This window comes from Pseudomonas sp. P1_F7 (assembly GCF_056405655.1).
In genome coordinates this window covers 78267-101426 of sequence record NZ_JBFUBR010000007.1, presented here as the reverse complement: position 1 = coordinate 101426, position 23160 = coordinate 78267, and the positions used below count along the sequence as shown (strand labels likewise).

Here is a 23160-nt window from a genome sequence, read left to right as displayed (position 1 = left end):
CTCCTCAGAAATCATCGACCATGCTGCAGAATATTCCCACTCATGTCATTGCCGGCCCGTTGGGCGCCGGCAAGACCAGCCTGATCAAACACCTGCTGGCCCAGCGCCCGGTTGGAGAGCGGTGGGCGGTGTTGATCAACGAGTTTGGCCAGATCGGTCTCGACGCTGCGCTACTGACCCAGGACGCCGATGGTATCGCACTGGGGGAAGTGGCCGGGGGCTGCTTGTGTTGCGTCAACGGGGCGCCGTTTCAGATTGGTCTTGGTCGCTTGTTGCGCAGGGCGCAACCGGATCGGCTGTTCATTGAGCCCTCAGGGCTGGGGCATCCGGCGCAGTTGCTCAGGCAATTGAGCGAAGCGCCGTGGCAAGGCGTGTTGGCTGTTCAGCCTTGTGTGCTGGTGCTGGATGCCCAGTCGCTCGCCGCTGGCAAACCGTTGCCGGATGTTCAACAGCAAGCGCTGGGCCATGCGGGATTGCTGTTGTTGAACAAGTCTGAAGGTCTCGAAGAAGACAGTCGCCAGCGAATCGCCGGGCAATTGCCGCCGCTCCCTCTGTACTGGACGCAACAGGCGGCTTTACCCTTGAGCGAGTTGCCGGGGCTGAATACCAAAGCGCTGGCAGGTGTGGATAACTTCGTCGTGCCCAAGGGATTGGCGCAGCTGCCGGCGGTCTGGAGCGATCCCGCGTTGCCCATTTGCTTGAGTCAGGAACAGGACGGTGGCTGGAGCATCGGTTGGCGTTGGCACCCAAGCCAGGTATTTGATGCCGCGCTGGTTGGCCGGTGGCTTGAAAGCCTTGGCTGGAGGCGGGCGAAGCTGGTTATCCACAGTACCCACGGCTGGGTCTCGGCGAACGTGGTGGATAACTCGGCGCTGGGTTGGCAGCCCAGTGAATGGCGGCAGGATTCACGTATCGAGCTGATTTTCAGTGAAGCGCAGAATGCAGAGCGACTGCAGCGTGAGCTGGCAGCGTGCCGATCCGGATCGGGTTAACGGCTCAAGGCCGCCACTTGGTATGGTCCTGACGCCACTGGCTCAGCTCGATCACTTCCGCGCGAGGTTTCGCCACTTCGACCACTGGTTCGGTTTCGTCGAACGGGACCGGGTAGGGTGCCAGCTCAATCTGTGCGCTGTGAGCGCCGAACTGGGTGATGGTGCCGTTGTGGCGGGTTTCGCCCGTCACGGTGAATTCGAAGTTATACACACGGGCCAGGCGTCGCCGACCACTGGCATCCTTGATGAACGCGATTCTTTTCAAGGCCACGTTGCCGTCGAGCAATTCGATCCCGAGTTTGCCGCAATGCTGCTTGACCCGCTCCAGCGCGCGCTCGCGCAAGCCGTGGTTGTGCCATAGCCATGCGCCGGCAGTGGCGAACAGCATCAGCACGAATATATTTCCAAGGGTCAGCATCAACAGGGTGCTCCAACAAGATAGTGTCAGCTTAACTGTGTCGCTGGTCTGTCGTACAGGCTGCGTTTAGTCGCATACTGCGCGGCTAGAATTTCAATCGTTTTACGGAAATCCACCGCATGAAACGTACTCCGCATTTGCTCGCTATCCAGTCCCACGTGGTATTCGGTCACGCCGGCAACAGTGCCGCGGTTTTCCCGATGCAACGGGTCGGGGTGAATGTCTGGCCGCTCAACACCGTGCAGTTCTCCAATCACACCCAGTACGGTCAGTGGGCTGGTGAAGTGCTGGCGCCGCACCAGATACCTGACCTGGTTGAAGGAATCGCGGCGATTGGCGAGTTGGGCAACTGCGATGCGGTGCTCTCCGGTTACCTCGGCAGTGCGGCCCAGGGCCGGGCGATCCTGACAGGGGTGGCACGGATCAAGTCGATGAATCCCAAGGCGCTGTACCTGTGTGACCCGGTCATGGGGCATCCGGAGAAGGGCTGCAGTGTTCCGGCGGAGGTCAGTGATTTCCTGTTGGAAGAGGCCGCCGCCGTGGCGGACTTCATGTGCCCGAACCAGTTGGAGCTGGACAGCTTCTCCGGGCGCAAGCCGCAATCGCTGTTCGATTGCCTGGCGATGGCGCGTGCATTGCTGGTGCGCGGCCCGAAAGCAGTGCTGGTCAAGCATCTGGACTACCCAGGCAAATCGGCAGAGGTCTTCGAGATGCTGCTGGTGACGGCCGAAGGCAGCTGGCATTTGCAGCGCCCGTTGCTGGCGTTCCCGCGTCAGCCGGTGGGCGTGGGCGATCTGACTTCCGGGCTGTTCCTGGCGCGTGTGCTGTTGGGTGATAGCCTGGTGGCGGCCTTCGAATTCACGGCTTCGGCGGTGCATGAAGTGCTGCTCGAAACCCAGGCGTGTACCAGCTACGAGTTGGAACTGGTTCGGGCTCAGGACCGGATTGCCCATCCGCGGGTGCGGTTCGAGGCGACCTCGATCAGTTTTTAATCAGATTTGGGCAGAAAGATCGCAGCCTGCGGCAGCTCCTACAAGGGAATGTGACCTACTTGTAGGAGCTGCCGCAGGCTGCGATCTTTAGCTTTAAGCGTCGCCCTTGATCTCCTGATAACGCTTTTCCAGCTCTTGACGAATCTGGCGACGCTGCTGAGCCTGGATGAAGCGGCGCTTGCTCTCGCTGTTGTCCGGTTGCAGCGGCGGTACCGATGCAGGTTTACGCTGGTCATCCACCGCAACCATGGTGAAGAAGCAACTGTTGGTGTGACGTACCGAGCGCTCGCGGATGTTCTCGGTCACCACTTTGATGCCCACCTCCATGGAGGTGTTGCCGGTGTAGTTGACCGAGGCGAGAAAAGTCACCAGTTCGCCGACATGGATCGGCTCACGGAAAATGACCTGGTCCACCGACAGGGTCACCACATAGCGGCCGGCATATCGGCTGGCGCAGGCGTAGGCCACTTCGTCGAGGTATTTGAGCAGGGTGCCGCCGTGAACATTGCCAGAGAAGTTGGCCATGTCGGGGGTCATCAATACCGTCATCGACAGCTGGGCGTTTCCGGGTTCCATAGCATTCTCACGGGTCAAGGCCAGGTTTGAGGGATGCACCTCTGCGGGTGCCTCGGCGGTTTTTTCAAACCAACAGTTATCGGGACGCCGGGTGCAGGGTCGCCGTCACGCCGGATCGATCTGTTTCCATATATTGCACCGCCTTTCTGCCATAAGTCGCGGTGTTACCCTGCAAAAAGCCCTGCCTCAAGGGCATTTCCTACGTGCAATTCCGATTTTTGTTCTGCTCGATCAGACTTTTCCTGCTTCCGGGGATCGAGCAATGCCATCCAGGGAGTCTCACGCCATGCATGCCATCAGTTTCATTCAGGATCTGGCAGTGATCATGTTGATCGCAGGTGTGGTAACCGTTGTTTTCCATCGCCTGAAACAACCGGTGGTGCTGGGATACATCGTCGCCGGTTTCATCATTGGCCCGCACACCCCGCCATTCGGCCTGATCCACGACGAAGACACGATCAAGACCCTGGCCGAACTCGGAGTGATATTCCTGATGTTCTGCCTGGGCCTGGAGTTCAGCCTGCGCAAGTTGTTCAAGGTCGGTGCCACGGCATTTATCGCGGCGTTCCTGGAAATCGTGCTGATGATCTGGATCGGCTACGAGATTGGTCGCTGGTTCGACTGGAACACCATGGATTCGCTGTTCCTCGGCGCGATCCTGGCGATTTCCTCGACCACCATCATCGTCAAGGCGCTCAACGATCTGAAGTTGAAGAACGAGCGATTTGCGCAGCTGATATTTGGTGTGCTGATCGTCGAAGACATTCTGGGCATCGGCATCATCGCGCTACTGTCCAGCATCGCGGTCAGCGGTACGGTCAGCTCCGGCGAAGTGTTTTCCACGGTCGGCAAACTGTCGCTGTTCATGATCGTCGCGTTGGTCATTGGCATTCTGATGGTGCCGCGGCTGCTGGCCTACGTCGCCAGATTCGAAAGCAACGAAATGCTGCTGATCACGGTGCTGGGCCTGTGTTTTGGCTTCTGCCTGCTGGTGGTCAAGCTTGAATACAGCATGGTCCTCGGGGCATTCCTGATCGGCGCGATCATGGCTGAATCCCGGCAACTGCTGAAAATCGAGCGTTTGATTGAACCGGTTCGCGATCTTTTCAGTGCGATCTTCTTTGTGGCCATCGGGCTGATGCTCGACCCGGCGATCCTGCTTCAATACGCCTGGCCAATCGCCGTAATCACCGTAGCCGTGGTGCTCGGCAAGATGCTGTCCTGTGGCCTTGGTGCATTTATCGCCGGTAATGACGGACGCACCTCGCTGCGAGTCGGGATGGGTCTTTCACAGATTGGCGAATTCTCCTTCATCATCGCGGCACTGGGCATGACGTTGCAGGTCACCAGTAACTTTTTATACCCCGTTGCTGTGGCGGTTTCGGTGATCACGACCTTACTGACGCCTTATCTGATCCGCGCGGCTGATCCATTGTCGATCAAGCTCGCTGGCGCCATGCCAGAGCGCCTGGGACGGGTGTTGGGGATGTACGGCGAATGGCTGCGCAGCATCCAGCCTCAGGGTGAGGGCGCGTTACTGGCATCCATGATTCGGAGGATTTTGCTGCAGGTGGGAGTCAATCTGGCGCTCGTGATCGCGATTTTCTTCTCGGGCGCGTACTTCGCCGAGCGCATGTCGGCTTACGTGCAGGGCTGGATCAGCGACCCGAGCTGGCAGAAGGCGTTGATCTGGGGTGGGGCGCTGTTGTTGTCGCTGCCTTTTTTGATTGCGGCGTACCGCAAGCTAAAAGCGCTGTCGATGTTGCTGGCGGAAATGGGTGTGAAGCCGGAGATGGCCGGGCGTCACACGCAGCGAGTGCGACGGGTGATCGCTGAAGTGATCCCGATCCTGTCGCTGCTGGTGATCTTTTTGCTGTTGGCAGCCTTGTCGGCCAGTATTCTGCCGACCAACAAGTTGCTGGTATTGATCGCCGTGGTCGCGGCCGCCGTGGCGGCACTGCTGTGGCGCTGGTTCATTCGTGTGCATACGCGGATGCAGGTGGCGTTGCTGGAAACCCTCGACAATCACAAGGAGTCGTCCGGGCATTGACCACCCCGCGGCGTTGACTGGATCAGCTTTCCAGCCAGACGTCCCGTGCCCAGTGCCACACCGATTCCCAGGTCTCTTCGGCGATCAGCTCTTCTTCGGCCTGCCAAAGCACCACGGTGCCGTCCTCTTCGACCAGATAGTAGTCGTCACCGTCCTGGCAGATCGGGATCATGCTGCGATCGACGCCGGCGTCCCAGGCGTTGGCGGCAACGTCGGGCAGGTAGGTGTGGGATTGCGGGTCGGTCACGGTGACCGGTTCCAGGCTGCCGTAGACCACGTCGCTGACGGTCAGCAGAAACTCTCTGAAGACGAACGGAATGTCGATGAACAGTTGTTCTTCGATTTCGACCAGCAGGTCTTCGTCGGGCAATTCCAAGGGGACCGGTACCGGTTCGTTGGCTTCACGCAGTTGTTCGATGATTTCTTCCACGTCCGGGATCCTCTTGCTTGTATGGCGCGGTTTATATGGGGCGGTTTATACAGTAGCTTGCTATAGATGCAACCGCGAAATAGAAAACCCCGGCCTGAGCCGGGGTTTTGTTTACAGCAGGTGAAGTTCTACGCGGGATCAGCCGTTCTGGCGGATACCGGCCACCAGCCAAGGCTGGTTTTCGCCCTGTGCGCGTTCCATGTTCCAGCTTTCGCTGAAGACCTCGCCCTGGTCGAAACGCGAGGTTTTCGACACGCCAGTGAAGGTCAGGGTGGCGATGGTCTTGTCGGCGCGATCGTCCACACCATCCAGCTGTACATTGAGGTTATCGATGTAGGTGGACTGGAAACCGTCGCCCAGGTCAGCACGCTCACGCTTGAGGAACTCCAGCATTTGCGGGGTCACGAACTCGGCGATCTTGTCCATTTCGTTGGCGTCCCAGTGCTGTTGCAGGGACTGGAAGTGATTGCGCGCCGCTTCGACGAAGTTTGTTTCGTTGAACCAGGCTGGCGCGTTGATCACCGGGCGAGCGGCAACAGGCGCTGCCGAGCCACCGAAGATCGAACCGCCGGCAGGCTTTTGTTCGAACGCCTCACGTTGCATCGGCGCGTGGCCGGCCGGAGCGTATTGCTCCTGCTGCTTGCGACGACGGGCGGCGATGAAACGGAAGACCAGGAACGCGATGACCGCCATGATCAGGATGTCGAAGATCTGCATGCCCTGGAAGCCGTCACCCATGAACATGGAGGCCAGCAGGCCACCGGCCGCGATACCGGCCAGAGGGCCGAGCCAGCGCGAAGCGCCACCGGCCTTGGCCGCGGCGCCAGCGGCACCGGCAGCACCAGCGGTCGCCGCGGCGCCGCCCATGCCTGGAGAAGAAGGAGCCATCTGGCTGGTCTGGTGCGTCGGCGCAGCGCCGGCGCTTTTGCCACCACCGAAGCGCTTGGCGGCATTGACGTCGAGACTCATCGTCAGGCCGATGCACAACGCCATGGCGATGCTAAGAAAACGTTTCATAAAGGGAATTCCCATTTGTGGAAGGCACGCGCGCCATGTTGCACAGCTGAAGTGTTACTGGCTAGCGGCAGAGTGTTTCGGGCTTTTGCCTGACAGGTCGTGTTCAGCTTCAGTCAGTGCAAGAAGGCCTTTTGACTTTGATATGTCAGATGAGTGGACAGGGTTTGTAGGACGGTCGCCTAGCGTCGCAGAACCAGCATGACCACCCCGGTCGTGATCAGACCGATTCCACCCCATTGGCGAAGATCGAGTTTTTCACCCAGCAGGACAACGCCAAGAACAGCCACCAGCACCACGCTGAGTTTGTCCACTGGGGCAACCAGTGACGCCGGACCGACCTTGAGTGCGCGGAAATAGCAGATCCACGATGCACCGGTGGCCAGGCCCGACAACAGCAGGAACAGATAGCTCTTTGCAGAGATCGATCCCAATGACTGATATTGGCCCGTGGCGTACAAAATCAAGGCCAGGCTGACCAATACCACTATCGTACGTAACAGGGTGGCGAAGTCGGAATTGACGTTTTCGATGCCGACTTTCGCGAAAATGGCGGTCATTGCCGCGAATGCCGCCGATAACAGGGCCCAGAATGTCCAGGAAGAAAAAAAGCCTGAGCCCATGTCATTTGCACCTTTAAATTCAGATATCGGCCTGAAACCTGTGGGAGCGAGCTTGCTCGCGATGACGGACTGACAGCCAGAAATGATGTCGACTGATCTACCGCTATCGCGAGCAAGCCCGCTCCTACAGAAAAGCTAGATCGCTTCCAGCTTGGCGTAACCCAACATCAGCCACTTGCTGCCTTCGCTGAAGTTCACCTGCACCCGGGCCTGAGCACCGGCGCCCTCGAAGTTGAGGATCACGCCGTCACCGAAGATCGAATGGCGCACAGTCTGACCCAGACTGAAGCCGGTTTCCGGAATCTCGCTGCCGCTGAACAGGTTGCTGCCACTCATCGACTGGTTGCCACCAAACGGACGGCTGACGCTGTTGGACAACCGCACCTCCTGAATCAGGCCTTTCGGAACTTCGCGTACGAAACGCGACACCTTGTTGTAGGTCTCGCTGCCATAAAGGCGTCGGGTTTCGGCAAAGGTCATCACCAGATTCTGCATGGCCCGGGTGATGCCTACGTAGGCCAGACGCCGCTCTTCCTCAAGACGGCCGGGTTCTTCCAGGCTCATCTTGTGCGGGAACAGGCCTTCTTCCATGCCCACCAGGAACACGTAAGGGAATTCCAGGCCTTTGGCGCTGTGCAGGGTCATCAGTTGGATGCTGTCTTCGTGCTCGTCGGCCTGGGTATCGCCGGCCTCCAGCGACGCGTGACCGAGGAACGCTGCCAATGGCGTCAGGTCTTCGTCTTCTTCACTGTTTTCGAAGTTGCGCGCGGCGCTGACCAGTTCCTCAAGGTTCTCTACCCGGGCCTGGCCTTTCTCGCCTTTTTCCGCTTCGTGATAGGCGATCAGCCCCGACTGCTCGATGACGGTCTGGGTCATCAGGTGCAGCGGCATTTCCATGCACTTGGCGGCGAGGTTCTCGATCAGCTCGATAAACGCGCCAAGGGCACCGGCCGCACGACCGGTCAGGCCTTTGTTGGCCACCAGTTGGCGCATCGCTTCCCACATTGACACATCGCTGTGGCGCGCATGGTCGCGGATCGCTTCGACGGTTTTCTCGCCGATGCCACGGGCCGGCACGTTAATGACCCGTTCCAGCGCGGCATCGTTACCGCGGCCTTCGAGCAAGCGCATGTAGGCCATGGCGTTCTTGATTTCGGCGCGTTCGAAGAAGCGCTGACCGCCATAGATGCGGTAGGGAATGCGCTCGCGCAGCAAGGCTTCTTCCAGAACCCGCGATTGGGCGTTGGAACGGTACAGAATCGCGATATCGCTGCGAGACAAGCCGGTTTTCAGCGCACTTTCGATAGTTTCGACAACGTAGCGTGCTTCGTCGTGTTCATTGAAGGCGGCGTACAGGTTGATCGCTTCGCCGTCGCCGCCGTCTGTCCAGAGCTCTTTGCCCAGGCGCCCGGTGTTGTTGGCGATCAAGGCGTTGGCTGCCTTCAGGATACCGGCGGTGGAGCGATAGTTTTGCTCCAGGCGAATGGTTTCGGCGTCCGGGAAGTCTTCGGAATACTGGTAGATGTTCTCGATTTTCGCGCCGCGCCAGCCGTAGATCGACTGGTCATCGTCGCCGACCACCATCAGGCTGTCGCCACCCTTGGCCAGCAGGCGCAACCAGGCGTATTGCACGGCGTTGGTGTCCTGGAACTCGTCCACCAGAATGTGCCGGAAGCGCTTTTGATAGTGAGCGAGCAGGCCTGGGTGATCGCGCCACAGATCGAGGGCACGCAGCAGCAATTCGGAGAAGTCGATGACACCCGCGCGCAGGCACGCCGCCTCGTAGGCTTCATAGATGCCGCGCATGGTCGCCAGGAACAGATCGCCGCTGGCTTGAATGTGTTGCGGGCGCAAACCTTCGTCTTTCTGACCGTTGATGAACCACTGGGCCTGACGGGCCGGCCAGCGTTGCTCATCCAGACCGAGCTCGCGGATCACCCGCTTGACCAGCCGTTGCTGGTCGTCGCTGTCGAGAATCTGGAAAGTCTGGCTCAACCCGGCTTCCTGCCAGTGCGCCCGCAACAAGCGGTGCGCCAGGCCGTGGAAGGTGCCGACCCACATGCCGGCCGGGTTGATACCCATCAGCTGCTCGATGCGCTGGCGCATCTCGGCAGCGGCCTTATTGGTGAAGGTCACCGACAGGATGGAGTGGGGCGAGGCGTTTTCGACCTGGATCAACCAGGCGATACGGTGCACCAGCACTCGGGTTTTACCGGAACCAGCACCGGCCAGGACCAACTGACGACCCACGGGGGCCGCTACGGCCTGGCGTTGGGCATCGTTGAGGGAGTTCAGCAGAAGGGAGAGATCATCGCGCATCCGGGCATTCTAGGGGGCCGCGTCACCCCGGGCAAACTCCGCTTTGCTTTAGCCGATGAAAGTTATGCGGAGGACGACCGGTCGGTCATTGGCTGCAGGCGTTGGCGGGGCGTGTCCGTAGCGTATTCAGGGGTGTCGGCGGCTGAAAAAATTTGGCCATTTATTGATCAGCAGCAGTTTGGTCCGGGCAATTGCTTGTGTATGCTCCGAGCAGTTTCGGGCCCATGCTCATCATTATAAGAACAAGAACATCGCCTATGACCCTCAGCTTCGACCTGTCGGGCCCCATTGTGGAGCCCAGGGTTATCCGTAAACAATACGCCATGGAAATGGCGGTCGAACGCACGCGCCTTTTGTATCAGGGCTCGCTGCTGCCCACGTTGTTCATGCTGATCAATGGCCTGGTCTGCGCCGGTTTGCTCTGGAGTCCGCAGCGCTATTTCCTGGTCAGTGTCTGGCTGGTGTGGTTGTTGTCTTTGGTGGCATTGCGGGTGATTCAGGTCGCAGCCTTCGATTCGGCCATTCCCAATCGTCAGGCCCATCCCATTTGGCGACGGATGTTTTTGCTGGGCTCCGGCCTCACCGGACTGACCCTGGCCGGTGCCGGCATCGCCCTGGTCCCCGCCGATAACTTCATTCAGCAAGCCTGGGTCTTCGGCCTCATCGGTGCCGCAGCGCTCTCGGCCAGCGTGGCTTATGCGGTCAGTTTGCCGGCCTTTCTGTCATTCACCTTGCCCTGCCTGTTGCCGGCCATCGCCTATATGTTTTGGGGGGGTGACGAACAGCAGCAAGGTTGGGGCTGGTTCGGGCTGATCCTGCTCGGTGCATTGAGCGTGGTTGCCTGGCAAGTCAATCGATTGATCGATCGGGGCTTGATGCGACGCTTTCAGAACCAGGCACTGATCGAACATCTACAGCAAGCGCAAAGCTGCAGTGATCAGCTCAATCAGAAGCTGGCCAAGGAGATAGAGCAGCGCCGACGTGCCGAGGACGAATTGCGAGAGATCCAGGTCGACCTGGAAAACCGTGTCGCTCAGCGCAGTCTGGAACTGGACGCCGCCAACCAGGCACTGAGCAAGAGTGAGGCGCGTCTGGCACTGGCATTGAAGGCCAGCGAGTTGGGGTTGTGGGACTGGAATCTGCAAACAGACGAAGTCCATCACACGCAGATTCAGGAATTGTTCGGCCTGGAGCCGGAACAGGTCACGGCAATACTGCGTCACCTCAAGCCGCGCCTTCACCCCGAGGATCTTCCTGCGCTGAAAAGGGCGCTGGTCGAGCATTTGAAGGGCCGCACCGAGGACTATCAAATCGAGTATCGCGTGCGGCATGGCGACGGCCACTGGGTCTGGATCGAGGACCGCGGGCGTGCGGTCGAGCGTGCCGAAAACGGCCGGGTGATTCGCATGGTCGGCACTCGCCGCGACATCAGCGTCAGCAAAGGCCTGGAAGAGCAGCAGCAACTGGCGGCGACCGTGTTCGAGGCGGCCAGCGAGGGGATCGTGATTTTCGATCCGAACTATGCCCTGATCGCGATCAATCAAGCCTTCAGTCGGGTGACCGGCTATGACATCGAGGACATGATCGGACGCAATGTCATTGAGCTGCCATGCAGTCGCGATGCGCGTCGGCATTACGCGGCAATTCATCAGGCGCTGGAACAGCAGGGCAGCTGGCAGGGCGAATTGGTGGAAACCCGCAAGAACGGCGAGATGTATCCGCAATGGCTGCAACTGAATGCTGTGCGCGATACCCGGGGAAATGTCAGCCATATTGTGGGCTTCTTCGCTGATCTCTCAGCCCGCCGAGAATCCGAAGAGCGAATGCGCTATCTGACCCATTACGACGAACTTACCGGTCTGGCCAACCGCTCAATGTTCCGCGAACGACTCAGCGAGGCTCATCAACGAGTGCGACAGGGCGGTTATCGCAGCCTGGCGTTGCTGCATATCAATCTTGATCGGTTCAAGCAACTCAACGACAGCCTGGGGCATGAAGTCGCCGACCAGTTGTTGCAGAAAATGGCCCGGCGGCTGGTAAATGCATTGCCTGAAGCAGACACCATCGCGCGCCTGTCCGGTGATGAGTTTGCCGTGCTGTTCAACTCCTACGGCAACCTTTCGAGCCTGGCCCGGGTGGCGACTCGTCTGGCGAACAAGTTGCGTTTGCCGGTGACCATTGAGGGGCATGAACTGGTGGTCAGCGTGTCGATGGGCATCAGCTTGTTGCCGGACAGCGCGCGGGAAATTTCCGCGTTGGTCAGTCAATCGAACATGGCCATGCAACACGCCAAACACCTGGGTGGTAATAATTTCCAGTTTTATACCGACAGTTTGCAAGCCAGCACGCTGGAGCGTTTGCAGCTGGAAAACCACTTGCGCAAAGCCATCGAAGACAAGCAACTGAAGGTGTTTTACCAACCGAAACTGTGCCTTGCCACTGGTAAGTTGAATGCCGCCGAAGCCTTGGTGCGTTGGGATCATCCGACCATGGGGCGCGTGCCGCCGGGGGATTTCATCGGCCTGGCTGAAGAAACCGGATTGATCGGCCCGATCGGTGAGTTCGTGCTGCGTCAGGCCTGCTGGCAAGCCTGTGAGTGGCAGCGGCAGGGGCTCGAAGCGATTCGGGTGTCGGTGAATCTGTCGGTGCATCAATTGCGCCAGGGCAAGCTGGTCAGTCTGGTGCGCCAAGTGCTGGAAGAAACCGGGCTGGCGCCGCACTTCCTGGAGCTGGAGTTGACCGAAAGCCAGCTGCTGGACAGCGTCGAACACATCATCGCGACCTTCCAGCAGTTGCGTGACCTCGGGGTGAAGCTGGCGATCGATGATTTCGGCACCGGTTATTCATCCCTGAGTTACCTCAAGCGCATTCCTGTGGATTACGTAAAGATCGATCAGGCGTTTATTCGTGGCTTGGGGGAGGGTACCGAGGATGCGGCGATCACCCGGGCGATCATTGCCATGGCCCATGGCTTGTCGCTGAAGGTCGTGGCAGAAGGGGTGGAGCGGCGAGAACAGCTTGAGTTCTTGAAAGCCGAGCGCTGCGATGAGGTGCAGGGCTACCTGATCAGCCGGCCCGTCGAGTCACAGGCGCTGGCGATCCTGTTGCGAGAGCAATGTTCGAATTGAATGGGCTGATTCCCGCAGGGTTTTGTGGGGCGAGGTAAAGCCTTACGACCGGGGCAACAGTGCTACATGAAGCGCGGGCACCTGAAATCGAGGGATTCGGTAACGCATTGAGCAGGCAAAAAGCCAATTCATGTAGTATAACTACAAGCGTGCTACATCCCCGGCACCTGCCAATAACAAAGAGTCCAGCCCTTTGAATCTGCTGCAACACATCGCCCAGTCTCGCCACCTGTTACGCAAGTCGGAGCTCAAGGTCGCCGACCACGTGCTGCTTGATCCTGCGGCCGTGATGCACAGCTCCATGGCCGACCTGGCCCACAGCGTGGGCATCAGTGAACCGACCATCGTGCGTTTTTGCCGTGCCATCGGTTGTTCCGGTTTTCAGGACCTGAAGCTGAAGCTGGCCCAGAGCCTGGCGGCAGGTGCGAGTTTTGGCCAGTTTGCGATCCACGAAGACGATTCGGTCGCTGACTACAGCCTGAAAATCTTCGACACCACCCTGCATACGCTGATGGAGGTTCGCGAGAAACTCGATCCGCTGGAACTGCAGCGGGCGGTGACGCTCATGTCCCAGGCCCAGCGTGTCGAGTTCTACGGCTTCGGCGCTTCGGGTGCGGTCGCGGCGGACGCCCAGCACAAATTCTTCCGCTTGCTGCTCACCGCTGCGGCGTATTCCGACCCGCACATGCAGGCGATGTCAGCCGTGACGCTCAAGCCGACTGACGTGGCGATCTGCATTTCCCAGTCCGGGCGCTCCAAGGACCTGCTGATCACCGCCAACCTGGTGCGTGAAAGCGGCGCTTCGTTGATCACTTTGTGTCCGAGCCAGACGCCATTGGCCGAGCTGTCTACGGTCAATCTGGCGATCGATGTGCATGAAGACACTGAAATCTATACGCCGCTGACTTCGCGCATCGCCCACCTGGTGGTGATCGACGTGCTGGCGATGGGCGTGGCCATGGCGCGTGGCCCGAGCCTGGTCAACCACCTCAAGAGCGTCAAGCGCAGCCTGCGCAGCTTGCGGCTGTCGCCCAAGTCGGTGAAAGCGCTGGACGACTAAGATCAAAGGATCGCAGCCTTCGGCAGCTCCTACAGGTGTTCGCGTTCCTGCGTAGGAGCTGCCGAAGGCTGCGATCTTTGCTTCTGAATGTTCATCTCCCTGTAACGTCCAAGCCGCCAAACCGTCATCCCTCGCGCCTATCTTGAAACTCCCGTACTCGCCTTGGGAGACTCGAAATGGCCATGCCCTACGAAGAACGCAACAGCGCTGTCAAAACCCGTCGTCAGCAAGAAGATCAGCGCCGCATGGAATTCCGTCGCGCCATTGAAGATCGCTGCGAACGCCGTCAGCTTCTGGCCGAAATAGGCGATTTCCCGGAATTGGAACTCAATTTCTGGCAGGCATCTCCCTCGGCGTCCCGTCGAAACGCTCAACCAGCGCGCTGATCTGAATCCGTTCGCTGCGGATAAACGCCAGGAAGGCGTGAGCCACCGGTGACAGGCGTTTCGCCTTGGCCTGCACCAGGCACCAACTGCGAAACAGTGGCAGCTCTTCGACCGGTAGCTCGATCAGCCCACCGGTTGCCAGCTCGAGGCTCAGGGCGTGGCGCGTCAACAGCGCAACGCCCAGGCCTGCCAGCACACATTCACGCTGAGCTTCGGCAGACGAGACTTCCTGAGTCTGGTTGAAGTGCACGCGCTTCTCTTTGAAGTATTCTTCGCACGCAAGCCGTGTCCCGGAGCCGGGTTCGCGTAGCAGCAGTGTGTAGGGCTCCAGATCCTGCAAGCGCAGCGGCCCCATATGACACAGCGGGTGATCCGGTGGCGCCACGGCGACGATCGGGTTGTTCAGGAACGGCAGGAATTCCAGGCCCATGTCCTGAGGCACYATGGACATGATCACCAGGTCGTCGCGGTTGTCCGACAGGCGCCGAATGACCTGGCCGCGATTGACCACCGTCAGTTGCAGGTTCACTTCCGGGTGCTGGCGTTTGAACGCGGCAAACAGATGCGGCACGAAGTATTTGGCGCTGGATTCAATCGCCAGTTTCAGTTGCCCCTGCAACGAGCCCTGCATGTCCGACAGCTGCATGTCGAGGTTTTCCAGGCGCCCGAAAATATCCCGACTGGCCCGCTGTAACGCTTCAGCCGCTTCGGTCATGTAGAGTTTTTTGCCGACGTAATCGAACAAGGGCTGGCCAATCAGCTCTTCAAGTTGACGAATCTGTAGGCTGACGGCAGGTTGTGTGAGAGACATTTCCTCGGCCGCGCGGCTGTAGGAGCGCAAATCACAGACCTCATTGAAGATCTGCAATTGCCGCAAAGTCATACGCATCAATGACTTACGCATTATCTGGTCGCTCTCGTCGCTGGCTGATGAATCAACTATAAGTCTTTACTTATGCGCGACCCAATTTTTATTCATTTTTGTTAATCCCTTGTGGGCGCTAGTGTGGACCTGCGACCAAATTGAAACATTTGGTCACTCGCCGACCTGGTCTAGCAGGTCGTGGGTACACCGGCTCAAGGGAACCTCCAAGTGATAACAAAGATCCTGATCGCCAACCGTGGTGAGATTGCCGTACGAATCGTACGTGCCTGCGCCGAAATGGGGATTCGCTCGGTCGCGATCTATTCCGACGCCGACCGCCATGCCTTGCATGTGAAGCGTGCGGACGAGGCCCACAGCATTGGTGCCGAGCCATTGGCCGGTTACCTTAACCCGCGCAAGCTGGTGAACCTGGCTGTGGAAACCGGCTGCGATGCGTTGCACCCAGGCTACGGATTCCTTTCGGAAAACGCCGAACTGGCGGAGATCTGCGCCGAACGCGGGATCAAATTCATTGGCCCGTCGGCTGAAGTGATTCGCCGCATGGGCGACAAGACCGAAGCCCGCCGCAGCATGATCAAGGCTGGCGTACCGGTTACCCCGGGCACCGAAGGCAACGTGGCGGGCATCGAAGAGGCCCTGACCGAAGGCGATCGCATCGGTTACCCGGTGATGCTCAAGGCCACTTCCGGTGGTGGCGGCCGCGGCATTCGTCGCTGCAACAGCCGTGAAGAACTCGAACAGGCTTTCCCACGGGTCATTTCCGAAGCCACCAAGGCGTTCGGTTCCGCGGAAGTGTTCCTGGAAAAGTGCATCGTCAATCCGAAACACATCGAAGCGCAGATTCTTGGCGACAGCTTCGGCAACGTGGTGCACCTGTTCGAGCGTGACTGCTCGATCCAGCGCCGCAACCAGAAGCTGATCGAGATCGCCCCGAGCCCACAGCTGACCCCGGAACAGCGCGCCTATATCGGCGACCTGTCGGTGCGCGCAGCCAAGGCCGTGGGATACGAGAACGCTGGTACCGTGGAGTTCCTGCTCGCCGAGGGCGAGGTGTACTTCATGGAAATGAACACCCGGGTGCAGGTGGAACACACCATCACCGAAGAAATCACCGGCATCGACATTGTCCGCGAGCAGATCCGCATCGCGTCAGGCCTGCCGCTTTCGGTGAAACAGGAAGACATCCAGCACCGCGGTTTCGCGTTGCAGTTCCGGATCAACGCCGAAGACCCGAAAAACAACTTCCTGCCGAGCTTCGGCAAGATCACCCGTTACTACGCACCCGGCGGCCCCGGCGTACGTACCGACACGGCGATCTACACCGGTTACACCATCCCGCCGTACTACGACTCCATGTGCCTGAAACTGGTGGTGTGGGCGCTGACTTGGGAAGAGGCGATGGACCGTGGCTTGCGCGCCCTGGACGACATGCGTCTGCAAGGGGTCAAGACCACCGCCGCGTACTACCAGGAAATCCTGCGCAATCCGGAATTCCGTAGCGGCCAGTTCAACACCAGCTTCGTTGAAAGCCATCCTGAACTGACCAACTACTCGATCAAGCGCAAACCCGAAGAGCTGGCCCTGGCCATCGCCGCCGCCATCGCCGCCCACGCAGGCCTGTGAGGAATAGAACAATGAGCAAGCAAATCCACGTTACCGACACGATCCTGCGCGACGCCCACCAATCGCTGCTCGCGACCCGCATGCGCACCGAAGACATGCTGCCGATCTGCGACAAGCTCGACAAAGTCGGCTACTGGTCGCTGGAGTGCTGGGGCGGCGCGACGTTCGACGCCTGCGTACGTTTCCTGAAAGAAGATCCGTGGGAGCGTCTGCGCCAGTTGCGCGCCGCGCTGCCTAACACCCGCCTGCAAATGCTGTTGCGCGGCCAGAACCTGCTGGGCTACCGCCACTACAGCGACGACGTGGTCAAAGCCTTTGTCGCCAAGGCCGCGGTCAACGGCATCGACGTGTTCCGTATCTTCGACGCCATGAACGACGTGCGTAACCTGCGCGTCGCCATCGAAGCGGTGAAAGCCGCCGGCAAGCACGCCCAGGGCACCATCGCCTACACCACCAGCCCGGTGCACACCATCGAGGCCTTCGTGAACCAGGCCAAGCAAATGGAAGCCATGGGTTGCGACTCGGTGGCGATCAAGGACATGGCCGGTCTGTTGACCCCGTATGCCACCGGCGAACTGGTCAAGGCATTGAAAGCCGAGCAGTCGCTGCCAGTGTTCATCCACTCCCACGACACCGCTGGTCTGGCTGCAATGTGCCAGATGAAGGCGATCGAAAACGGCGCCGACCACATCGACACCGCGATCTCCAGCTTCGCCTGGGGCACCAGCCACCCGGGCACCGAGTCGATGGTTGCCGCCCTTAAAGGCAGCGAGTTCGACACCGGCCTGAACCTGGAGCTGCTGCAAGAGATCGGTCTGTACTTCTACGCCGTGCGCAAGAAGTACCACCAGTTCGAAAGCGAATTCACCGCCGTTGACACCCGTGTTCAAGTCAACCAGGTACCGGGCGGGATGATTTCCAACCTGGCCAACCAGTTGAAAGAGCAGGGCGCACTGAACCGCATGAGCGAAGTGCTGGCCGAAATTCCGCGCGTTCGCGAAGACCTCGGCTTCCCGCCGCTGGTGACCCCGACTTCGCAGATCGTCGGCACCCAGGCGTTCTTCAACGTGCTGGCCGGCGAGCGCTACAAGACCATCACCAACGAAGTGAAGCTGTACCTGCAAGGCGGCTACGGCAAGGCGCCGGGCACCGTGAACGAACAACTGCGTCGCCAGGCCATCGGCAGCGAAGAAGTGATCGACGTTCGCCCGGCTGACCTGCTCAAGCCGGAAATGGCCAAGCTGCGCGCCGATATCGGTGCACTGGCCAAGTCTGAAGAAGACGTGCTGACCTTCGCCATGTTCCCGGACATCGGTCGCAAGTTCCTCGAAGAACGTGCCGCTGGGACTCTGACACCTGAAGTGTTGCTGCCGATTCCTGAAGCCGGCGGCGTCGTCTCGGCTGGTGGTGAAGGCGTGCCGACCGAGTTCGTCATCGACGTTCACGGCGAAACCTACCGCGTCGACATCACCGGCGTCGGCGTCAAGGCCGAAGGCAAGCGTCACTTCTACCTGTCCATCGACGGCATGCCGGAAGAAGTGGTGTTCGAGCCGCTCAACGAGTTCGTCGGYGGCGGCAGCAGCAAGCGCAAGCAAGCCACTGCGCCGGGTCACGTCAGCACCACCATGCCGGGCAACATCGTCGACGTGCTGGTCAAGGAGGGCGACACCGTCAAGGCCGGCCAGGCTGTGTTGATCACCGAAGCGATGAAGATGGAAACCGAAGTCCAGGCAGCCATCGCCGGTAAAGTTACCGCCATTCACGTGGCCAAGGGCGACCGGGTGAACCCGGGCGAGATCCTGATCGAGATCGAAGGCTGAGTTAGCAGCCGCGATACAACGCTTTATACCTCGGGGGGGCATGTGCTCCCCTTTTTTTGCCCGCAAATCCGTTCTGGAAAACACGGCATACCTTGTGGGTCAGTGTCTGATCAGAACGCCATCCGCCATTGACCCGTCACGCCGTGGCTGCGGCTGTCGCTACCGACTTCGCTGTTATAGCCGACACCCAAGGTATGCCGAGGCGACAGTGACAGTTCCAGCGCGGCGTCCAGACTCAGGCTGTCACGATCCAGCGGCGCACCGGTGACGGTGTCGTTTCGACCACCGGTGATCAGTCGCTGGCGGGTTTCGGTAGAGACCTCGCCGTAGAGGTGTTTCCAGCTGGCGCTGAAACGTGGTGTCAGTTGCATGCCGTTATCCAGCGTGTTGAGTTTCGCCAGGTGCAGGCCGAGAGTGCTGCTGAGGTTGTTCTGGAATTGGTCATGGACTTTCAGCGCTGCGCTACCTCCTTGTTCCGTGTAGCCGCTACGCTGATAACGTTGGTAGCCAAGGCCTGCGAATGGCTCGATATTGATGTTGGCGCGGCCGAGGTTGTACCCGACTTCAGCAAACACCTGCTGGGTGCTGGCGTCGTACTTGCCTTTGGGGTGGTCACTGAAACCATTGAAGGCCACCAGGCGTTGAGTGGTGCCGTCGTGATTGCTGTAGCTGGCGCCAAGTCGCAAAGACATTGGGCCGCTCTGGCGCAGGGCATAAGCCCCCAAATGCCAACTATCGAGGTCGCCATCGAGTTCGCGGCTGTCCAGGTGAGTCTGTGATTGACCGCCCATCACGCCGATGCGCCATTCTTCATCAAATGCCCAATCCGCTCCCAGAACCAGACCTTGGGTCGCGTATTTCATGGCGTCGAATTCACGATCTAGCGTGCCGCCATACCCCAATGCCTGTAGCCAGACCCGGCTATCGTTTTTGTTGGCCGCTGACTGACGCATCGCCGAGAGCATCGTGGCGGTCACGGAGCTGTCACTGTTCAACGTCGCTTTGGCCAGGTTGGCGGTAGTGCCTGTGGGCAGCTGCTCGATAGTGTCAGACGCGTTGCCTTTGTCGGCTCCGAAGGCTGCGACAGCTGCGTTCGCTGGACTGGGTGGCTCCGGTTGTTGGGCTGATGCAACGTCAGCGCAACCCAAGACAAGTGCAATCGCCAAGGCGAGTTGTTGTGGTCGGTATTTGTGGTGAACAGGCATCGGGTTTGGCCTCTTTGTCAGAAGACCAAACTCTAAAAGGAAGGCTATCAACACCGATGTCAGGCGGTTCCGGCGGTGGTGCGGGGAGTGTCAGATTGTCATGTAGTCAATGGCTGGCTGTTCGAAGGAGACAGTTTTTGCCCCTTCGAACTTACGTTTTTTCTTACAGGAAATCGGGACATGGCCGGCTATCGCAATGCCTGGAAGCGCTTTACGCGCGACACTCCACTAACCCTTTAACCTGCCCCGAAGCCGTCTGGTTCTCATCGCTCAGCCACGTCTCGAATCCGGCGCCAATCGCCGGCCATTCCGAGTCCAGAATCGAGTACCACGCGGTGTCCCGATTTTGCCCTTTGACCACCATGTGCTGACGGAACACACCCTCAAAGCTGAAGCCCAGGCGCTCGGCCGCGTATTTGGAGCGGGCGTTGGTGTTGTTGCATTTCCATTCCAGGCGACGGTAACCCAGGGCAAAGGATTCCTTGGCCAGCAGGTAAACCGCCTCGGTGCTTTTCGGCGAGCGCTGCATCGGGGCGCCGAAGGTGACGTGGCCGATTTCGATGCGGCCCTGGGCCGGGACGATGGACATCAGGCTGAGAATGCCCTGGACCTCGCCACTGGCGCGGTCGATCACGCTAAAGAAATACGGATCGCTGCTGGCCGCGTGGTTGTTCAGCCAGTCGTTGAAGACGCTGCGCTCCGGGAAGGGGCCGTAAGGCAGGTAGTCCCACAGCTTCGGGTCGGCACCCGGGCCTTGCAGGGCGTTGAACAGGTCGTCGCCGTGGCGCGCCGGGTCGAGTTTTTCCAGGCGTATGTAACGCCCTTCGATCAGTTGAGTCGTGGGGGCCGGGACGCCTTTCCAGTCGGCGAGTGAAATCGACATGCTGTTCTCCTTGAACCTAGATGGCTTTGCGAAACTGGATGAAACCCGGGCGTTCGGCGATGCGCTCGTAGAGCTGGATCGCGGTGGCGTTGGTTTCGTGGGTCAGCCAGTGGACTTTGTTGCAGCCGTCGGCCTTGGCCGTGGTGTAGACGAACTCGATCAACTGGCGGCCGACGCCGGTGCCTCTGGTTTCCGGAACCACCAGCAAGTCTTGCAGGTAGCAGGAGTTTTCGATGGCCCAGTTCGAACGATGGTAGATGAAATGCACCATGCCCACCGCTTTACCGTCGGCCCAGGCGAGGGCGGCGTGGGTTGGCTCGTTCGGATCGAGTATGCGCTGCCAAGTGCTTTGGGTGACGGCCTCCGGCAATTCGGTTTTATAGAAGCGCAGGTAGGCTTGCCACAGCGGCAGCCAGGCCGCGTGATCACCGGCGGTGACTTGGCGAATGTCGATTTGACTCATGGTGATTTCCTTAGCGCATCAATTGGGCGAGGGTCTGGTCGTTGACGTCGGGGCTGGCGGCCAGGCCTTCGCGTACGCCGGCGATGTCGGCGGGGCTGCGGTTCTGGCTGAGCTTGCGCTTGCCTTCCAGACGGTCGATGGGAATGGCGAAACCGACGATGGCCTTGAGCATGCCGTCGATGTAATCGGCGGGGGCATCGGCCACTGACCACGGTTGGGTGCGGCCAGCTTCATGACGGTCGGTGAGGGTGCTGACGATGTCGAGCAGCCGCCCGCCATCGCTAAAGGTTTCGGCTCGGCCATAGGCGTGTACGGCGACGTAGTTCCAGGTTGGCACGACTTTGCCGTGTTCGGCCTTGCTCGGGTAGAAGCCAGGGCTGACGTAGGCGTCGGCACCGGCAAAAATCAGCAGTGCTTCGGCGCCGTCGCGCAGGTCTTTCCACTGTGGATTGGCTTTGGCCAGATGCCCGTACAACGTGCCGTTCGAGCCTTGTTCGCAATGCAGCAGCACCGGTACATGGCTGGCTTGCAGGCCGTTTTCACCATTGGTCACCAATATGGCGAGACGGGTGGCGAGGATCAGTTCATGTAGTTGGGACAACTCGTCGATGGCAAAAGCGCGCGGCGTGTACATGGAGATATTTTCCTTGGCGAATGCCTTCATCCTAGGCAGGCTATTGGTCTGTTGTAAGAGCCATTAACGACCAATTTCATGGGTCCATTGTCATGACGGATGCGCCGCTTTCCCTGTCGTTCAACCCGGCCGGTATCGAACTTGATCGTCGCCAGGGGCTGAGTCGCCAGCTCTATCAGGCCCTGCGACTTCGCGTCCTCGATGGACGATTGGCCAGCGGTACGCGTTTGCCGGCCAGTCGTGATCTGGCCGCGGCGCTGGCAATTTCCCGTAACAGTGTGGTGCGTGCCTACGATCAGCTGTACGCCGAAGGCTTCATCGAGGGACGAGTCGGAGATGGCACTTATGTCGCGCAACTGCCTCAAGCAGCGTTGCCGGCAAAAAAACTATCCACAAAAGTATCCACAGGCTTTTCAACAGGCTTACCCACAGCCTTATCCACAAATTGGCTGGATTTACCTGTGGATCCATCCAGCAAAGTTATCCACAACGATCCGTTGGCACGGGTCAAAAACAACCATTTACCCAGCCCGCCGAGCGGTCCGCCCCGGGCATTTCGGGTCGGTGTTCCGGCGTTCGATCTGTTTCCATTCGAGGTCTGGGCCAAGCTGAATGCGGCTTTCTGGCGTAAACCGGATTTGCAGCAACTGTGCTACGGCGACCCGGCCGGCGATGCACGCTTGCGCGGGATGATCGCCGCCTACTTGCGCAGTTCCCGTGGCATGCAGTGCACGGCTGAGCAAATTGTGATCACCAGTGGCGCGCAGCAGGGGATCAGCCTTTGTGCACAGCTGCTGGTGGAACCCGGTGACGGGGTGGCGATTGAAAATCCGGGGTATCGGGCGGCTGGTCATGCGTTCGCCGTGGCAGGTGCCCGGCTGCATGGGGTGGCGGTGGATAGTGAGGGTATCGATTGCGGTGAACTGGCACAGCTGAGCGATTGCCGTCTGACCTACGTCACCCCGTCCCATCAGTACCCCACCGGGGTGGTGATGAGCCTGGCTCGCCGTCTGGAGTTGCTGGCCTGGGCCGAACGCACGCAGGGCTGGATCGTCGAGGATGACTACGACGGCGAGTACCGCTACAGCGGTGCGCCACTGGCACCTTTGGCGGCCCTGGATCGACAAGGCCGGGTACTCTACGTCGGAACCTTCGGCAAGGTTGCTTTTCCGGCGCTGCGCCTGGGTTATCTGGTATTGCCGATGGGTCTGGTGCAGGCGTTTGCCCAGCGTCGGGCGGTGGATGTACGGCATTCCGAGGTCAGTACCCAGGCCGTAATGGCCGAGTTCATGGCAGCCGGACATTTCCAGCGGCATATCCGCCGCATGCGGCGTGCGGCACTGAGCCGGCGTAATGCGCTGCTCAGTGGCTGGCCGGCGGAGATTTCCGGTGTCGGCCCGTTACCCACGGTCGCCGCCGGGTTGCACATGACCGTGCCGGTCGACAGCGTGGCGCGTGAACGCGAACTGATCGAGTTGGCACAAAGCGTCGATGTCGAGATCAACGGCTTGAGCAGTTACTGGTTGCCTGATTCCGCGACGCCGATGGATCAGCGCGCGGGACTGGTACTGGGTTTTGCCGCCGTGCCCGAAAAGGCGATTGAATCGGCTTTGGAGCGATTGCGCAGGGTGTGGAAGGTGCGCTGAAAGGGGCGGGCT

General features: G+C 59.7%; 19 protein-coding genes and 1 pseudogene. 9 read left to right on the top strand and 11 right to left on the bottom strand.

Features of this window, described 5'->3' with window-relative positions:
* Positions 1-20 precede the first annotated feature (20 nt).
* Positions 21-992 carry a CobW family GTP-binding protein gene (locus AC1D1M_RS12650; RefSeq protein ID WP_477775873.1) on the top strand — a complete coding sequence of 324 codons (972 nt, stop codon included), beginning with the start codon at positions 21-23 and terminating at the stop codon, positions 990-992.
* Between the two features lie 4 nt (positions 993-996).
* Here the strand turns inward: AC1D1M_RS12650 and AC1D1M_RS12645 are convergent, their stop codons facing one another.
* Positions 997-1410, bottom strand: coding sequence for a DUF3301 domain-containing protein (locus tag AC1D1M_RS12645; RefSeq protein WP_150671913.1), 414 nt, complete (start codon positions 1408-1410; stop codon positions 997-999).
* 119 nt (positions 1411-1529) lie between these two features.
* Between AC1D1M_RS12645 and pdxY the strand changes: the two genes are divergently transcribed.
* A complete protein-coding gene (gene pdxY, locus AC1D1M_RS12640) occupies positions 1530-2402 on the top strand; it encodes a pyridoxal kinase PdxY (RefSeq protein WP_477775872.1) in 873 nt (290 codons plus the stop codon).
* 93 nt (positions 2403-2495) lie between these two features.
* Here pdxY and AC1D1M_RS12635 read toward each other — a convergent pair whose 3' ends face one another.
* Positions 2496-2978, bottom strand: coding sequence for an acyl-CoA thioesterase (locus AC1D1M_RS12635; protein ID WP_056726807.1), 483 nt, complete (start codon positions 2976-2978; stop codon positions 2496-2498).
* 286 nt (positions 2979-3264) lie between these two features.
* On the opposite strand from AC1D1M_RS12635, the gene AC1D1M_RS12630 reads away from it, so the two are divergent.
* Positions 3265-5028 carry a cation:proton antiporter gene (locus tag AC1D1M_RS12630; protein WP_477775871.1) on the top strand — a complete coding sequence of 588 codons (1764 nt, stop codon included), beginning with the start codon at positions 3265-3267 and terminating at the stop codon, positions 5026-5028.
* A 22-nt stretch (positions 5029-5050) separates the two neighbouring features.
* Here AC1D1M_RS12630 and AC1D1M_RS12625 read toward each other — a convergent pair whose 3' ends face one another.
* From AC1D1M_RS12625 to uvrD, 4 genes are all read right to left on the bottom strand, one after another.
* Positions 5051-5458 (bottom strand): SMI1/KNR4 family protein, encoded by a 408-nt coding sequence (locus AC1D1M_RS12625; protein ID WP_077430996.1) that lies wholly within the window; start codon positions 5456-5458, stop codon positions 5051-5053.
* Positions 5459-5596: 138 nt separating this feature from the next.
* Complete coding sequence (locus AC1D1M_RS12620; RefSeq protein ID WP_056726809.1) at positions 5597-6475, bottom strand: Tim44 domain-containing protein; 879 nt, start codon at positions 6473-6475, stop codon at positions 5597-5599.
* 179 nt (positions 6476-6654) lie between these two features.
* Positions 6655-7095, bottom strand: a complete 441-nt coding sequence (locus AC1D1M_RS12615) for an EamA family transporter (protein ID WP_477775870.1) — start codon at positions 7093-7095, stop codon at positions 6655-6657.
* 135 nt (positions 7096-7230) lie between these two features.
* Complete coding sequence (gene uvrD, locus AC1D1M_RS12610) at positions 7231-9414, bottom strand: DNA helicase II (RefSeq protein WP_477775869.1); 2184 nt, start codon at positions 9412-9414, stop codon at positions 7231-7233.
* A 257-nt stretch (positions 9415-9671) separates the two neighbouring features.
* Here uvrD and AC1D1M_RS12605 point away from each other — a divergent pair, with 257 nt between their 5' ends.
* The 3 genes from AC1D1M_RS12605 to AC1D1M_RS12595 all read left to right on the top strand — a co-directional run bounded on the left by AC1D1M_RS12605 (position 9672) and on the right by AC1D1M_RS12595 (position 13988).
* Positions 9672-12542 carry an EAL domain-containing protein gene (locus AC1D1M_RS12605; RefSeq protein WP_477775868.1) on the top strand — a complete coding sequence of 957 codons (2871 nt, stop codon included), beginning with the start codon at positions 9672-9674 and terminating at the stop codon, positions 12540-12542.
* A 193-nt stretch (positions 12543-12735) separates the two neighbouring features.
* On the top strand, positions 12736-13602 hold the full coding sequence (gene hexR, locus AC1D1M_RS12600; protein ID WP_007954250.1) for a transcriptional regulator HexR: 867 nt from the start codon (positions 12736-12738) through the stop codon (positions 13600-13602).
* Between the two features lie 176 nt (positions 13603-13778).
* Positions 13779-13988 (top strand): PA3496 family putative envelope integrity protein, encoded by a 210-nt coding sequence (locus AC1D1M_RS12595; RefSeq protein ID WP_046038865.1) that lies wholly within the window; start codon positions 13779-13781, stop codon positions 13986-13988.
* Here the strand turns inward: AC1D1M_RS12595 and AC1D1M_RS12590 are convergent.
* Positions 13930-14892: a LysR family transcriptional regulator gene (locus AC1D1M_RS12590; RefSeq protein ID WP_477775867.1), complete on the bottom strand. Its 963-nt coding sequence runs from the start codon at positions 14890-14892 to the stop codon at positions 13930-13932. The two genes, AC1D1M_RS12595 and AC1D1M_RS12590, sit on opposite strands and share 59 nt — an antisense overlap.
* Before the next feature lie 189 nt (positions 14893-15081).
* Here AC1D1M_RS12590 and AC1D1M_RS12585 point away from each other — a divergent pair, with 189 nt between their 5' ends.
* Positions 15082-16497: an acetyl-CoA carboxylase biotin carboxylase subunit gene (locus AC1D1M_RS12585; protein WP_477775866.1), complete on the top strand. Its 1416-nt coding sequence runs from the start codon at positions 15082-15084 to the stop codon at positions 16495-16497.
* 11 nt (positions 16498-16508) lie between these two features.
* Positions 16509-18317 carry a sodium-extruding oxaloacetate decarboxylase subunit alpha gene (oadA, locus tag AC1D1M_RS12580; protein WP_477775865.1) on the top strand — a complete coding sequence of 603 codons (1809 nt, stop codon included), beginning with the start codon at positions 16509-16511 and terminating at the stop codon, positions 18315-18317.
* Between the two features lie 110 nt (positions 18318-18427).
* On the opposite strand, the pseudogene AC1D1M_RS12575 reads toward oadA, so the two are convergent.
* The 4 genes and pseudogenes from AC1D1M_RS12575 to AC1D1M_RS12560 form a co-directional block, all read right to left on the bottom strand.
* Positions 18428-19426, bottom strand: a pseudogene (locus AC1D1M_RS12575) (autotransporter outer membrane beta-barrel domain-containing protein); the annotation flags it as partial.
* Positions 19427-19733: 307 nt separating this feature from the next.
* On the bottom strand, positions 19734-20405 hold the full coding sequence (locus AC1D1M_RS12570; RefSeq protein ID WP_477775864.1) for a GNAT family N-acetyltransferase: 672 nt from the start codon (positions 20403-20405) through the stop codon (positions 19734-19736).
* A gap of 16 nt (positions 20406-20421) precedes the next feature.
* Entirely contained in the window at positions 20422-20868 is a 447-nt protein-coding gene (locus AC1D1M_RS12565) for an N-acetyltransferase family protein (RefSeq protein ID WP_477775863.1), read from the bottom strand.
* A gap of 10 nt (positions 20869-20878) precedes the next feature.
* The gene (locus AC1D1M_RS12560) at positions 20879-21502 is read right to left on the bottom strand and encodes an FMN-binding negative transcriptional regulator (RefSeq protein ID WP_477775862.1); all 624 of its coding nucleotides are present in this window, start codon (positions 21500-21502) and stop codon (positions 20879-20881) included.
* A 92-nt stretch (positions 21503-21594) separates the two neighbouring features.
* Here AC1D1M_RS12560 and pdxR point away from each other — a divergent pair, with 92 nt between their 5' ends.
* Positions 21595-23148, top strand: coding sequence for a MocR-like pyridoxine biosynthesis transcription factor PdxR (pdxR, locus tag AC1D1M_RS12555; protein ID WP_477775861.1), 1554 nt, complete (start codon positions 21595-21597; stop codon positions 23146-23148).
* Positions 23149-23160 lie beyond the last annotated feature (12 nt).

Coding starts and splice junctions, on each gene's coding strand:
- AC1D1M_RS12650 (WP_477775873.1), top strand. CDS start 21: ATGCTGCAGAATATTCCCACTCATGTCATTGCCGGCCCGTTGGGCGCC.
- AC1D1M_RS12645 (WP_150671913.1), bottom strand. CDS start 1,410: ATGCTGACCCTTGGAAATATATTCGTGCTGATGCTGTTCGCCACTGCC.
- pdxY (WP_477775872.1), top strand. CDS start 1,530: ATGAAACGTACTCCGCATTTGCTCGCTATCCAGTCCCACGTGGTATTC.
- AC1D1M_RS12635 (WP_056726807.1), bottom strand. CDS start 2,978: ATGGAACCCGGAAACGCCCAGCTGTCGATGACGGTATTGATGACCCCC.
- AC1D1M_RS12630 (WP_477775871.1), top strand. CDS start 3,265: ATGCATGCCATCAGTTTCATTCAGGATCTGGCAGTGATCATGTTGATC.
- AC1D1M_RS12620 (WP_056726809.1), bottom strand. CDS start 6,475: ATGAAACGTTTTCTTAGCATCGCCATGGCGTTGTGCATCGGCCTGACG.
- AC1D1M_RS12615 (WP_477775870.1), bottom strand. CDS start 7,095: ATGGGCTCAGGCTTTTTTTCTTCCTGGACATTCTGGGCCCTGTTATCG.
- uvrD (WP_477775869.1), bottom strand. CDS start 9,414: ATGCGCGATGATCTCTCCCTTCTGCTGAACTCCCTCAACGATGCCCAA.
- AC1D1M_RS12605 (WP_477775868.1), top strand. CDS start 9,672: ATGACCCTCAGCTTCGACCTGTCGGGCCCCATTGTGGAGCCCAGGGTT.
- AC1D1M_RS12595 (WP_046038865.1), top strand. CDS start 13,779: ATGGCCATGCCCTACGAAGAACGCAACAGCGCTGTCAAAACCCGTCGT.
- AC1D1M_RS12570 (WP_477775864.1), bottom strand. CDS start 20,405: ATGTCGATTTCACTCGCCGACTGGAAAGGCGTCCCGGCCCCCACGACT.
- AC1D1M_RS12565 (WP_477775863.1), bottom strand. CDS start 20,868: ATGAGTCAAATCGACATTCGCCAAGTCACCGCCGGTGATCACGCGGCC.
- AC1D1M_RS12560 (WP_477775862.1), bottom strand. CDS start 21,502: ATGTACACGCCGCGCGCTTTTGCCATCGACGAGTTGTCCCAACTACAT.
- pdxR (WP_477775861.1), top strand. CDS start 21,595: ATGACGGATGCGCCGCTTTCCCTGTCGTTCAACCCGGCCGGTATCGAA.